Annotated in this window: 12 protein-coding genes; 5 read left to right on the top strand and 7 right to left on the bottom strand. The window is 73.5% G+C overall.

From position 1 onward, the window contains the following. Positions 1-33 precede the first annotated feature (33 nt). Together ACX9I7_RS04350 and ACX9I7_RS04355 are read left to right on the top strand one after the other, a co-directional pair. Positions 34-882, top strand: a complete 849-nt coding sequence (locus tag ACX9I7_RS04350; protein WP_387571276.1) for an inositol monophosphatase family protein — start codon at positions 34-36, stop codon at positions 880-882. 34 nt (positions 883-916) lie between these two features. Then, on the top strand, positions 917-2,323 hold the full coding sequence (locus ACX9I7_RS04355) for a phytoene desaturase family protein (RefSeq protein ID WP_459386636.1): 1,407 nt from the start codon (positions 917-919) through the stop codon (positions 2,321-2,323). A 47-nt stretch (positions 2,324-2,370) separates the two neighbouring features. On the opposite strand, the gene ACX9I7_RS04360 is transcribed toward ACX9I7_RS04355, so the two are convergent. The 5 genes from ACX9I7_RS04360 to ACX9I7_RS04380 form a co-directional block, all read right to left on the bottom strand. After that, positions 2,371-3,192, bottom strand: coding sequence for an SDR family NAD(P)-dependent oxidoreductase (locus ACX9I7_RS04360; RefSeq protein WP_387571273.1), 822 nt, complete (start codon positions 3,190-3,192; stop codon positions 2,371-2,373). Further along, positions 3,179-4,702, bottom strand: a complete 1,524-nt coding sequence (locus ACX9I7_RS04365) for a class I adenylate-forming enzyme family protein (RefSeq protein ID WP_459386534.1) — start codon at positions 4,700-4,702, stop codon at positions 3,179-3,181. Before ACX9I7_RS04365 ends, ACX9I7_RS04360 begins: the two co-directional genes overlap by 14 nt. 1 nt (position 4,703) lies before the next feature. Beyond that, complete coding sequence (locus ACX9I7_RS04370; protein WP_459386535.1) at positions 4,704-5,129, bottom strand: hypothetical protein; 426 nt, start codon at positions 5,127-5,129, stop codon at positions 4,704-4,706. Positions 5,130-5,378: 249 nt separating this feature from the next. Further along, positions 5,379-5,984, bottom strand: coding sequence for a Clp protease N-terminal domain-containing protein (locus ACX9I7_RS04375; protein WP_459386536.1), 606 nt, complete (start codon positions 5,982-5,984; stop codon positions 5,379-5,381). A 6-nt stretch (positions 5,985-5,990) separates the two neighbouring features. After that, on the bottom strand, positions 5,991-6,224 hold the full coding sequence (locus tag ACX9I7_RS04380; RefSeq protein WP_358625693.1) for a hypothetical protein: 234 nt from the start codon (positions 6,222-6,224) through the stop codon (positions 5,991-5,993). A 125-nt stretch (positions 6,225-6,349) separates the two neighbouring features. On the opposite strand from ACX9I7_RS04380, the gene ACX9I7_RS04385 reads away from it, so the two are divergent. Beyond that, positions 6,350-7,933 carry a DNA-3-methyladenine glycosylase 2 family protein gene (locus ACX9I7_RS04385; protein WP_459386537.1) on the top strand — a complete coding sequence of 528 codons (1,584 nt, stop codon included), beginning with the start codon at positions 6,350-6,352 and terminating at the stop codon, positions 7,931-7,933. A gap of 11 nt (positions 7,934-7,944) precedes the next feature. Continuing rightward, on the top strand, positions 7,945-8,457 hold the full coding sequence (locus ACX9I7_RS04390; protein WP_387571260.1) for a methylated-DNA--[protein]-cysteine S-methyltransferase: 513 nt from the start codon (positions 7,945-7,947) through the stop codon (positions 8,455-8,457). A 113-nt stretch (positions 8,458-8,570) separates the two neighbouring features. On the opposite strand, the gene ACX9I7_RS04395 is transcribed toward ACX9I7_RS04390, so the two are convergent. Continuing rightward, complete coding sequence (locus ACX9I7_RS04395; RefSeq protein ID WP_387571257.1) at positions 8,571-9,311, bottom strand: SIR2 family NAD-dependent protein deacylase; 741 nt, start codon at positions 9,309-9,311, stop codon at positions 8,571-8,573. A gap of 119 nt (positions 9,312-9,430) precedes the next feature. Beyond that, entirely contained in the window at positions 9,431-11,113 is a 1,683-nt protein-coding gene (locus ACX9I7_RS04400; protein ID WP_459386538.1) for a BCCT family transporter, read from the bottom strand. 255 nt (positions 11,114-11,368) lie between these two features. On the opposite strand from ACX9I7_RS04400, the gene uppS reads away from it, so the two are divergent. Beyond that, positions 11,369-12,103 carry a polyprenyl diphosphate synthase gene (gene uppS / locus ACX9I7_RS04405; RefSeq protein WP_387571253.1) on the top strand — a complete coding sequence of 245 codons (735 nt, stop codon included), beginning with the start codon at positions 11,369-11,371 and terminating at the stop codon, positions 12,101-12,103. The last annotated feature ends 185 nt before the right edge of the window (positions 12,104-12,288 follow it).

Raw genomic sequence — 12,288 nt, forward strand, 5'->3', positions numbered from 1 at the left:
CCGGTCGTCGGTGCCGCGTGGTTCGATGTTCATATGGTTCAGACGATCGAAAAGTCCCTCGCCACGTTCCTCGAAGGCGGTCTCGGAGAGGTCGAGGAGGCGGTCCGCGAGGCGGCCGCCACCGAGATCCTGCCGCGCTTCCGGCAGCTCGCCGCGGACGAGATCGTGGAGAAGAACGGCCCGCACGACCTCGTCACCGTCGCCGACCGGCTCGCCGAGGAACAGCTCACCCACGCCCTCACCGCCCTCCTTCCCGGCTCGGTGGTGGTCGGCGAGGAGGCCGTGCACGCCGACCCGTCCGTGCTCGGCGCCCTCGGCGGGGACGCCCCGGTGTGGATCGTCGACCCGGTCGACGGCACCCGCCAGTTCGTCCACGGCGACCCCGGCTTCGCCACCCTCGTCTGCCTCGCCCACCGCGGCGAGCTGCTGGCCTCCTGGACGTACGCCCCCGCGCTCGACGAGCTGGCCGTCGCCCGGCGCGGCGGGGGAGCGGTCCTCAACGGCGTACCGCTGCGCTCCGGTTCCCCCGAACCGGGCCGCGAGCTGACCGTGGCGATCTCGCACTACGACTTCACCACCGACGAGGAGAAGCGCGTCCTCGCGACGCTGCTCACCGACGGCGTCGCCCCCCGACCCTGTGGCTCGGCGGGCCTGGAGTACCTGGCGGTGGCCCGCGGCACCCTGGACGCGCTGGCCTTCACATGGGAGAACGCCTGGGACCACGCGGCCGGACTGCTGCTGGTCGCCGAGGCGGGCGGGGCGAGCGCCACGGTCGCGGGCGAGCCGTTCCGGATCACCGGCGGCAACGCGCTTCCCCTCAGCGCCGCGCGGGACGAGAAGACGCTGCGGCATATCCTGGGGCTGCTGGCGTCCGCCGGCTGATACCCAAGGAGACGAGGGGATTCCGGTGGCCACCATGCTCGACGCCGTCGTCGTGGGGGCGGGGCCCAATGGGCTGACCGCCGCCGTCGAACTCGCCCGGCGGGGCCTCGCCGTCGAGGTCTTCGAGGCCGCCGACGCCATCGGGGGCGGTGCCAGCACCGAGGAGCTGACCTTGCCGGGCTTCCGGCACGACCCGTGCTCGGCCGTCCACCCCCTCGCGGTCCGCTCGCCGGCCTTCGCCGGCATGCCGCTGGACCTCCACGGCCTGGAGTGGATCCACCCCGAGCTGCCGCTGGCGCACCCCTTCCCCGACGGGACGGCCGCCGTGCTCTCCCGGAGCGTCGGGGAGACCGCCGCCTCGCTCGGCCCGCGCGACGCGGGCCGCTACCGCCGGCTCATGGCCCCCTTCCGCGGCCGCTGGGACACGGTGGCCGCCGACTTCCTGCGCACCCAGTGGGACGGGCTGCCCCGCGACCCGGTCACCTACGCCCGCTTCGGGCTGGTCGCCGGGCAGTCCGCCGGGCTGCTGGCCAGGACCCGCTTCCACGACGAGAAGGCCCGGGGCCTCCTCGCCGGGCTCGCCGCCCACGGCATCGCCCCGCTCAGCGGCTTCGGCACCGGCGGCATGGCCCTGATCTTCGCGCTCGCCGCCCACGAGGGCGGCTGGCCCGTGCCGCGCGGCGGCTCGCAGTCCATCGCCGACGCCCTCGGCTCGTACCTGCGCGAGCTGGGCGGCGTCATCCACACGGGCTTCGAGGTCAAGCACCTCGACGACCTGCCGCCCGCCCGGGCGTTCATTTTCGACACCTCGCCCACCGCGCTCGCCCGGATCGCGGGACTCGGCGACGCCTACCGGAAGTTCCGCTACGGACCCAGCGTCTTCAAGATCGACTACGCGCTGGACGGGCCCGTGCCCTGGACGGCCGAGCCCGCCCGGCGGGCCGGCACCGTCCATGTCGGCCCCACGTTCGGCGAGATCGGGGAGGCGCTGCGGGCCGCCGTCGAGGGCGACGACCCGTCCGTCCCCTTCCTCATCACCGCCCAGCCCAGCATCATCGACCCCACGCGCGCGCCCGAGGGCAAGCACACGTTCTGGGCGTACGGGCACGTGCCCAACGGCTGGGAGGGCGACGCGACGGAGGTGATAGAGCGACAGATCGAGCGCTTCGCCCCCGGTTTCCGCGACCGCGTCCTCGCCCGCGCCACGGCCGGGCCGCCCGAGCTCGCGGCGCGCAACGCCAACTACGTCGGCGGCGACATCGCCACGGGCTCGGTGGCGGGCCTGCGGCTACTGCTGCGCCCCAGGCTCGCGCGCGTCCCCTACGCCACCGCGCACCCGGCCGTCTTCCTGTGCTCCTCGGCCACCCCGCCGGGCCCGGGCGTCCATGGCATGTCCGGCCACCACGCGGCGCGGGCGGTCTGGCGCAGGCTTTTCGCGTGAGCGGGCTCTTCGCGTGACCGACAGGGGTGAGGGTTCCCCCTGTCGGTTCACCCCTGCCGGACCGCGCCGTGGACGTCCTCGACCGTCAGGTAGCGGCCCGACAGCGCCGCGGCCGGGCCCGTGGCCAGTTCGAGGACGGCGCCGACCGCCCGGGGGAGCGGAACGGACCGCCCGGCCTCGATCTCCGCACGGATCCAGCGGGCGCGGCGGCGGCGCCAGGGGTCGGCCGAGTCGATCTCGGTGAGCGCGCTCGTGGTGAGTCCGGTCGCCACGAGCCCCGGGTGGAGGCTGAAGGCCAGGACGTTGTGAGGGCGGGCCTCGCTGGCGATGTTCTCGATGAACGTGATGCCGGCGGCCTTGGCGACGGAGTAGGACGACAGCGTGGGCCAGCGGTGCCGTCCCGCCGCGCTGCTGATGCTGATGACACGGCCGCCACCGTGACGGATCATCAGCGGAAGCACGGCGTGCACGGTGGCGAAGGTGCTCAGTGTGTTGACGCGCACCGCCTCCCACCACTGTTCGACCGGGATCTCCCAGGTGAGGCCGATGGGGCCTTCCACGCCGGCGTTGTCGATGAGGACGTCGACGCGGCCGAGGTCGGAATGGATCCGCCGTATGGCGGCGGCGGCCGCCGCCATGTCGCTGACATCGGCGCACACCGGTGTGACCGGACGGCCCGGTCGCGTGGGCAGCGCGGCGGCGAGGCGCTCCAGCGCCGGGCGGGTGCGCGCGACGACGGCCAGCCGGAAACCCCGTTCGGCACAGGCGGTGGCGATGGCCGCTCCGAGCCCGCCGGTGGCACCGGTGATGACGACGACGGGCGGGTCACCATCGGCAACGCGTGTGCTGGTCCCGTCATACGGCGGCATGGGACATGTCCTCCTGCTCGGGTACGCCGTAGCGCTCGCGCAACGCGGCACGGTCAAGTTTGCCGGTGGCCGAAAGGGGCAGCCGCTCGGCGAAGTCGACGGAGCGGGGCACCTTGTACCGGGCGAGCAGACTGCGGCAGTGCACGAGCAGTTCCTCGGCGTCCGGCCGGCCGCCGAGCCCGGGAACGACCACGGCATGAGGGACCTCGCCGCGCCGGTGATCCGCACGGGCGATCACGGCGGCGTCCTCGACCCGGGGGTGAGTACGCAGGACGTCCTCGACCTCGGCGGGCTCCACGCTGTACCCGCCGGTCATGATGGTGTCCTTGGAGCGTCCGACGACGCGGACGCAGCCGTGTTCGTCGCGGAGCACCAAGTCGCCGGTGCGCAGCCAGCCGTCGTCGTCGGTGACGGGGGTCACCTGCCGGGAGCCGGCCCGGCGGCCGGGGGTGACCTGGGCGCCTCGCACCCACAGCTCGCCGACCGTGCCGGCCGGCGCCGGCCGGCCGGATGCGCGGTGGTCGACGACGCGGACTTCCAGGCCCGGGACGGGGACGCCGGCACTGTCCCGGCAGGAATCCGTGGTGGGGCTCAGTCCCGGGCCGCCGAGTTCGGTCATCCCCCAGCTCTGCAGCAACTCGACGCCGGTGCGCCGGTGCCAGTCCTCGCGCAGGTCGGCGGGCGTCTGCTGCCCCGCGCTCAGGCAGCGCCGCAGAGCGGCCGGCCGCCACCGCCCGTCGGCGGCCTCCAGCAGCCCGCGGTAGACGGTCGGCACCGCTTCGACGACGGTGACGTCGCGGGCGGCCAGCTCCTCCAGCCACCGGGCCGGCTCGAAGGCACGGGAGGAGACCAGCAGCGTCGCCCCCGCCAGCAGGGTCGAGACCGCCGCGAGATGGCCGTAGGCGTGCGCGAGGGGGATGGGGACGGCCACCACGTCATCGGGGGCGCGGTGCCGGCGGTGCCAGAAGCCGGTCGCGAGGTGGAGCGCCCGTCCTGTCTGGACCAGGGGACGGCAGGCACCCGTCGATCCCGATGTGTGCATGACCATGCAAGGGGTGTCCGCCTCGGAGCGTTGCCTCACGTCTCCTGCCGCTCCGCGTGGACCGCGTGCGACCGGTCGTTCCGGCGGCACCGTGATCACGTGCACGCGCAGCCCCCGCCCGGTGCACAGTTCCTCGACGCCGTCCGCCTGTTCCGGGCCGGTCAGCACCGCCCGGGGGCGGACGTGCTCCAGCACGCGGGCGATCTCGTGCGCGGTGAGCACGGCGTTCACCGGTGCCACCGCCATGCCCGCCTTGTGGACGGCGAGATACGCGGCGATCCAGGAACCGCCGTTGGGCAGGAGCACCGCGGCGCAGTCCTCCGGGGTGTCCGCCAGCGGGCGCAGCATGGCGGCCAGTGAGGAGGACCAGTCGTCCAACTCGGCATAGGAATGGGCCGCGGTCCCGTCGAGGACGGCGATGCCGGCGTCGTTCGCGGAGAGCGCGTCGATCAGGGCGTCACGGAACATGTCAGGCACGCCGTCCGGCTGTCGCCGCCTCGGTCCGTGTCCCGGGCGGAATGACACGGGGGTTGAACAGCTCGCGGATATAGGCCCACGGCTTGTCGGCGGCGTTCAGGGTGTAGTCCTTGAAAGCGCAGTGCGTGGCCGGCGTCTGCGGCCATCGCGTCAGGCCGGTCCGGTTGATCCGGCGGCTCATCGGCAGGCCCGCCGCGGCGAACGCGAACCCGATGGGCCGGGTCCGATCCCGCATCGCCGCGTCGACCCGTTGGTCCTTACCGGCCCGCGCCACCACGATGTTGACCGACACCACCTCCCCGTCACGGCTGACCAGGCAGGTGCGGCGCACCAGGCACTCGTCGTCCGCCGCCAGGGCCAACAGCCCGCGCGCGGCCGCCTCCACCTGCCTTCCCGGCGTCGTCTCGACACCGTCCACCCGCGGTGTGAGGGCCGCTTGTGTGAGTGCCTGGAGCAGGACGGTGGTCAGGCCGTCGCTGGCCAGCAGTATGCGGGTGACGGGCGACCGGAAATCCGAGGTCGCGTGTGAAGTACGGTCCGGGAGCAACGGCTCGGTCCGCGCGGCCCACCGCGCGTCAGTCATCGGCACGACCGGCCCAACGACTGATTGATCCAATTGGCAACTACCGGGAACCGTAAAAGCCGTGACCCGGCGACTCCGCCCGGCCTACGCCGCTTGCCCCAGGTCGGCCAGCACCCCGGCGCGCAGCGCCGCGGGGTCCACGCCGAGGCGACGGAAGTAGTCCGCCGTCGCCCCGTCGTCGCAGCCGAGCACGCCCAGCAGGACGTGTTCCAGGCCGATGTGATCGCTCCTCAGTGCCCGTGCCTCGCGCAGCGACCTCTCCAGTACCTTCTTGGCGCGGGGCTCGAAGGGGATGTGGCCCACGAGTCCGCCGGGGTTGCGGCCCAGCCCGAGCAGCCGCCGTCCCGCCGGTTCGAGTGCCGGCGGCGGCGCGTCCAGCGCGCCGGGGCCGAACGCCCGCTCCGCCTGGTCGCGCACCGCGTCGAGGTCGATGCCGAAGGCGCGCAGCGCCTCCGCGTCGTCCTCGTCGAAGTGGCCGTCCGAGGCGCCCGGTGCCGGGTCGAAGGCGGCGCGGCAGCTCTCGGCGGTGACGCCGAAGCGGGTCAGCGTGGTACCGACCGGCGCCCCCGTGCTGCAGGCGATCGCCAGCAGCAGATGTTCCGTGCCGATCCGCGTGTGCCCCAGCGCGCGCGCCTCCTCCTGGGCGTCGACGACCACGGTGCGCGCGTCCTTGGTGAATCGTTCGAACATGTCTGTCTACCTCCTGGCGTGCTTCTTGTGGACCGCCTGCCTGCTGACCCCGAGGGCGCTCCCGATCTCCTCCCAGGACCAGCCCTGCCGCCGCGCGCTGTCGACCTGCAGGGCCTCCAGCCGCTCCACCAGCCGCCGCAGTGCGGCGACGGCACGCAGCCCCACCCGGGGGTCCGGGCTCATCGCGGCTTCGGTGGTGCCCACCGCGTCGTTGGATTCCGTCGCTTCGGTTCCGGCCATGCTGTCAACCTAGGATGACAAGAGGTGACTGTCAACCAGTATTGACAGAAGGGCTCGGCGGCCCCGCGACCTCGATGTCGGATTTCCGCGAGCACCGGGGTCCTTGGAAGATCGACCCTGGAGGCATGCACACCGACTTCGACCGCTGCGTACGGGCCGTCCACTCCAAGGACGCGCGCTTCGACGGCTGGTTCTTCACCGCCGTCCTCACCACACGCGTCTACTGCCGCCCCAGCTGCCCCGTAGTGCCGCCGAAGGAACGGAACATGACCTTCTACCCCAGCGCGGCCGCCGCCCAGCAGGCCGGCTTCCGCGCCTGCAAACGCTGCCGGCCCGATGCCGCCCCCGGCTCGCCGCAGTGGAACGAACGCGCCGACCTCGTCGCCCGCGCCATGCGCCTCATCGCCGACGGCACGGTCGACCGCGAAGGCGTCGGCGGCCTCGCCGCCCGCCTCGGCTACAGCACCCGCCAGATGGAACGACGGCTGCTCGCCGAGCTCGGCGCCGGACCCCTCGCCCTCGCCCGGGCCCAGCGCGCCCAGACCGCCCGGATCCTGATCGAGACCAGCGACCTGCCCATGGCCGACGTCGCCTTCGCCGCCGGGTTCTCCGCCCTGCGCACCTTCAACGAGACCGTCCGCGAGGTCTTCGCGCTCACCCCCACCGACCTGCGCGCCCGCGCCGCGCGCGGCCGGGGCCCCACCACCCCCGGCACCCTGGCGCTGCGCCTGCCCTTCCGGGCGCCCCTGTGCCCCGACAACCTCTTCGGGATGCTCGCCGCCACCGCCGTCCCCGGCGTGGAGGAGTGGCGCGACGGCGCGTACCACCGCACCCTGCGCCTCCCCCACGGGCAGGGCACGGTCGCGCTCGCCCCCCGGCCCGGCCACATCGACTGCCGGCTCGCCCTCACCGACCTGCGCGACCTGGCAGGCGCCATCAGCCGCTGCCGGGGACTGCTCGACCTCGACGCCGACCCCGAGGCCGTCGACGAACGGCTGCGCGCCGACCCCGCGCTCGCGCCCCTCGTCGACGCCGCCCCCGGCCGGCGCGTCCCGCGCACGGTGGACGGCGAGGAGTTCGCCGTACGGGCCGTGCTGGGCCAGCAGGTGTCGACGGCCGCCGCGCGCACCCTCGCCGCACGGCTCGTCGCCGCGCACGGCGAACCCGTCACCCCGCCCGAGGGCGGCCCCGGCGCCGGGCTCACCCACCTCTTCCCGTCCACCGAGGCGCTCGCCGCCCTCGACCCCGCCGCCCTGGCCATGCCCGCCGGCCGCCGGGCCGGCCTCGTCCGCCTCGTCCGGGAGCTCGCCGGCGGCGAACTCGCCCTCGGCGTCGGCGGCGACCGCTCACGCGCCCGCGCGCGGCTCGCCGCGCTGCCGGGCATCGGGCCCTGGACGGCGGAGATCATCGCGATGCGCGCCCTCGGCGACCCCGACGCCTTCCCCGCCACCGACCTCGGCGTACGCCGCGCTGCCGCCCGGACCGGACTGCCCGCGACCCCGGCCGCGCTGACCCGGCACGCCGCGGCCTGGCGGCCCTGGCGTGCTTACGCCGTCCAGTACCTGTGGTCGGCCGACGACCATGCCACCACCCGCATGCCCGCCCAAGCCGCTCCGCTGGAAGCGCGGTGGTCCGACCGCGGGCCGTCGGCGGCCGGTCGCGCAGATCGCGTCCCTTCGGGGCGCGGTACCGCACCGGACAACCCGTGAGGAGACCTCCCATGACCCGCGTCCGCGTTCACACCGTCATCGACAGCCCCTACGGCCCCCTGACACTCGTCGCCACCGACGGCGTCCTCTCCGGCCTCTATATGACCGGCCAGCGCCACCGCCCTCCCCAGGAGAGCTTCGGCCATCGGGCGGACGAACCCCTCGACGCCGACGGGCCGTTCCCCGAGGCGATCCGCCAGCTGACCGCGTACTTCGCGGGCGAACGCACTGGATTCGACCTCCCCCTGCGCCTGGAGGGCACCCCCTTCCAGCGCCGCGTGTGGGAGGAGCTACGGCGCATCCCCTACGGGCGGACCGTCTCCTACGGCGAGCTCGCCGAGCGTCTCGGCGCCCCGGGCGCCGCCCGGGCCGTCGGCCTCGCCAACGGGAAGAACCCCGTGGGCATCATCGTCCCCTGCCATCGCGTCCTCGGCGCGAACGGAGACCTGACGGGGTATGGCGGTGGGCTGGAGCGCAAGCGGCTGCTGCTGGCGCACGAGAGCGGTCCGGAGCGGCTGTTCTGAGCGGTCCGCCGGAATCGCGGTCCGGTTACCCGCGGGCCGGTGGGGGCTTGTCGCGCCCGCGCGGCGGTAGCCGCATATCAGCCCGGCCCCGCGCCCCTTACGGGGCGCTCGGCTTACGGGGCGGTACCGCCCAGCCGGGCCAGTACCGCCGGCAACGCGGTGCCGATCGGCTCGCGCACGATCTCGTCGGCGCGGTCGTCGTACGGCGTGGGCTCGGCGTTGACGATGATCAGCCGGGCGCCGTGGTCGGCCGCGAGGCCGGCGAGGGAGGCGGCGGGGTGCACCTTGAGGGTCGTACCGACCGCGATGAACACCTCGCAGGCCTTGGTGACGGCCACCGCCTGGCTCAGCACCTCCGGGTCGAGGGCCTCGCCGAACATGACCGTCGCCGACTTCAGGATGCCGCCGCACGCCTCGCACGCCGGGTCGGAGTCGCCGGCCGCGACCCGTTCCAGCGCCTCCGTCATGCCGGACCGCGCGTGGCACCGGGTGCACACCACCGCCCGCGCCGTGCCGTGGAGTTCGAGGACCTTGCGCTCCGGCATGCCCGCCATCTGGTGCAGTCCGTCGACGTTCTGGGTGATGACGCGCACGGGGGTGCCGGACCGCTCCAGGCGGACCACCGCCTCATGCGCGGCGTTCGGCCGGGCGGTCAGCGTCGGGGCGTCCCGCCGCATCTGCCAGGACCGGCGGCGGATCTCGGGGTCCGCCATGTAGTACTCGTACGTGACGAGCTTCTCGGCCTCCGGGTCCCGCCGCCACAGGCCGCTGGGGCCCCGGTAGTCGGGGATGCCGGAGTCGGTGGAGATGCCGGCGCCGCTGAGGATCGCCACGAGAGGCCGTGCGTCTGTCATGGCGTGAGCGTACGTGCGCCGGGGCGCGGCGGCACGCGCGTTTTTCGGCGCCGCGTCAGGAAGGCCCCGTGGTCAGGAAGGCCCCGTGGTCAGGAAGGCATCGTGTCGGGACGCCCCGGTCAGGACGGCCCGGTTCCGCCCGGTCCCTCCTCGTCCCGGTCCCGCGTGCTCTCCGCGAGCCGGCGCAGCCGGTGGTGGCGCACCGGGCCCTGTTCGGTGACGGCCTCGCCGACCATCGTCCGCAGGGCGTCCCGCAGCCCGTGGAGGGCGTGGTGCGGCGCGGGGCCGGCGCCCGGGTCCGTCCGCAGTTCGGACAGCAGCGCCCAGCACACTGCCAGCATCACCAGCACGAAGGGCAGCGCCACCAGGATCGTCGCCGACTGGAGCGACTTCAGCCCGCCCGCCACCAGCAGCACCGCCGCCACCGCGGCCATCAGCACACCCCACACCACCACCAGCCAGGTGCGCGGATGGAGGGCGCCCCGGCTGGAGAGCGAGCCCATCACCAGGGACGCGGAGTCCGCGCTGGTGATGAAGTACGTCATGACCAGCGCCATCGCGATCCACGAGGTGAGCGTGGCCAGCGGCAGGGTGTCCAGCAGGGCGAACAGGGAGGCCTCCGCGCCCTCCTTGACCGTGCCCGCCATGTCGGCGGCACCGGTCAGGTCCAGGCGCAGCGCGCTGCCGCCCATGACGCAGAACCACACCACCGTCGCTCCGCTGGGCACCAGCAGTACCCCGATGAGGAACTGGCGGACCGTCCGGCCGTGGGAGATCCGGGCGATGAACGTGCCGACGAACGGTGCCCACGACAGCCACCACGCCCAGTAGAAGATCGTCCACGCGCCCAGCCACTGGGAGTCGGTGAAGGCGCCGGTACGGGTGGCGAGCGTGAGCAGGTCGTGGAGATAGCCGCCCGTGGCGGCCGGGACCGTGTTGAGGACGAACACGGTCGGCCCGAGCAGGAAGACGAAGAGCATCAGGACGGCGGCGAGCACGATGTTGAGCGTGCTGAGCCATTTGACGCCCTTGTGGAGCCCGGAGAAGGCGGAGAGGACGAAGGCGGCCGACAGCACCGCGATGATGACGAGTTCGAGGCCCGTGGTGTCCTTCACCCCGGCCGTGATGTTCAGCCCCTTGGACACCTGGAGGGCGCCCAGGCCCAGGCTGGTCGCGGTGCCGAAGACGGTCGCGAAGACCGCGAGGAGGTCGACGACCCGCCCCGGCCAGCCGTCCGCCCGCTCCTTGCCGAGCAGGGGGACGAACACCGAACTGAGCCGGTTCCCCCGCCCTTTGCGGAAGCCGGCGTAGGCGAGCGCGAGCCCGGCCGTGCCGTAGATGGCCCACGGGTGGAGCGTCCAGTGGAAGAACGAGTACTCCAGGGCCGTGCGCGCGGCGGCGGGGGAGTCCGTGGTCACCCCGCTGCCCGGGGGCGGGGAGACGAAGTGCTGGAGCGGCTCGCCGACGCCGTAGAACATCAGCCCGATGCCCATGCCGGCGCTGAACATCATCGCGATCCACGCCAGATTGCCGAACTCGGGCGTCGAGTCGTCCGCGCCCAGCCGGATCCGGCCGTACCGGCTGAAGGCGATCACCACGCACAGCGCGAGGAACACATCGGCCGCGATCACGAACAGCCAGGCGAAATTGGACAGCACCCAGCCCAGGGCCGAGGTCGAGACCCGGTCGAAGGACTTCCCGGCCAGCGCGGCCCAGGCCACGACGGCCAGGACCGCGGCCATGCCGATGGCGACGAGGGGCGCGTCCGGGGCCTCCGCGCGCTCCGTGTGCTCGGTGCTCATGACGCCCCACTATGGCCGGGAACGCCCCGGTAGGTGACGCTGGCACGCCGCCCGGGCCCGGGGGGAGTGCGGCGGTTACCCCAAGAGCGTGTGCGACGCTCGTGAGCCCCCCGACCCCTTCGGGTGCCCGGCGGGGCGTGCGGTACGCCGGGCCTGCGTCCATGCGCCCTGCTGCCGCGCCCTGGCGCCCTGTTCGTGCGATGTCAGGATGAAAAGAGAAATAAGCCATCCGATGTTCGAGCTGGGGGAGCGGTCATGCTGCCCGAAACGCATCCTTGGTCTTCCCGTCCGCACGGCCACGTGGGCAAGGTGCCCCGGCATCTGGCGGTCATCCTCGACGGCAACCGCCGTTGGGCGGAACAGCACGGTCTCTCCCTGGCCGACGCCTACCGGGCCGGGGCCGACCGGGTGCGCGAGCTGCTGTGCTGGTGCGACGATCTGGGCATTCCCTTCGTGACGGTCTGGGCGCTGTCCCGGGACAACCTCTGCCGGGAGCCCAAGGTGGTAGACCAGATCGTGGAGGCGATCACGGAGGGGCTGCGGCGGGTGGCCGCGGAGGGACGCTGGCCGATCAAGGTGGTCGGATCCCTCGAATGCCTTCCGCACCAGGGCCAGGCCGCCGCGCTCCGGGCGGTGGAGCGGGAATCCGCCACCACTCCGGGGACGCGGCTGACGGTGGCGGTCGCGTACGACGGGCGGCAGGAAATCATCGCTGCCGTACGGGAGCTCGTCGGGGCGTACGCCGCCGGCTCGGCCGTCGGGGAGCTCACCGAGCAGCGGCTGGCGGGCTTTCTGTCGACGGCGGGGCAGCCGGACGTCGATCTCTTGATCCGGACTTCGGGGGAGAGCCGGCTGTCCGGATTCATGCCTTGGCAGACGGCATATGCCGAGTTCCACTTCACCCCGACTTATTGGCCGGATTTCGACTGTCGGCACTTCATCAAGGCCCTTGAGGCCTATGCCGACCGGGACCGGCGTTTTGGTGTGTGAGGGATCGCGGGCGCGCGGCGGGACGGCTCGAACGTCGCGTGGTAGCGCGTGACGGGTCGTCGATACGGATGACTCGTCGCGGATGCGCCCCGTGCGCCAGTGCGCAGCCGAACCCGGACACGCATCGTGTGCGGTGCGTGTGGGGAGGGTAGTAACGAATCACCCATCCGGCCGATCAAGAAGCC

It is taken from the genome of Streptomyces sp. L500 (genome assembly GCF_054551825.1).

Excerpts from the sequence above, each read along its gene's own strand:
- ACX9I7_RS04350 (WP_387571276.1), top strand. The coding sequence starts at position 34 with ATGGTTCAGACGATCGAAAAGTCCCTCGCCACGTTCCTCGAAGGCGGT.
- ACX9I7_RS04355 (WP_459386636.1), top strand. The coding sequence starts at position 917 with ATGCTCGACGCCGTCGTCGTGGGGGCGGGGCCCAATGGGCTGACCGCC.
- ACX9I7_RS04360 (WP_387571273.1), bottom strand. The coding sequence starts at position 3,192 with ATGCCGCCGTATGACGGGACCAGCACACGCGTTGCCGATGGTGACCCG.
- ACX9I7_RS04365 (WP_459386534.1), bottom strand. The coding sequence starts at position 4,702 with ATGTTCCGTGACGCCCTGATCGACGCGCTCTCCGCGAACGACGCCGGC.
- ACX9I7_RS04375 (WP_459386536.1), bottom strand. The coding sequence starts at position 5,984 with ATGTTCGAACGATTCACCAAGGACGCGCGCACCGTGGTCGTCGACGCC.
- ACX9I7_RS04380 (WP_358625693.1), bottom strand. The coding sequence starts at position 6,224 with ATGGCCGGAACCGAAGCGACGGAATCCAACGACGCGGTGGGCACCACC.
- ACX9I7_RS04385 (WP_459386537.1), top strand. The coding sequence starts at position 6,350 with ATGCACACCGACTTCGACCGCTGCGTACGGGCCGTCCACTCCAAGGAC.
- ACX9I7_RS04390 (WP_387571260.1), top strand. The coding sequence starts at position 7,945 with ATGACCCGCGTCCGCGTTCACACCGTCATCGACAGCCCCTACGGCCCC.
- ACX9I7_RS04395 (WP_387571257.1), bottom strand. The coding sequence starts at position 9,311 with ATGACAGACGCACGGCCTCTCGTGGCGATCCTCAGCGGCGCCGGCATC.
- ACX9I7_RS04400 (WP_459386538.1), bottom strand. The coding sequence starts at position 11,113 with ATGAGCACCGAGCACACGGAGCGCGCGGAGGCCCCGGACGCGCCCCTC.
- uppS (WP_387571253.1), top strand. The coding sequence starts at position 11,369 with ATGCTGCCCGAAACGCATCCTTGGTCTTCCCGTCCGCACGGCCACGTG.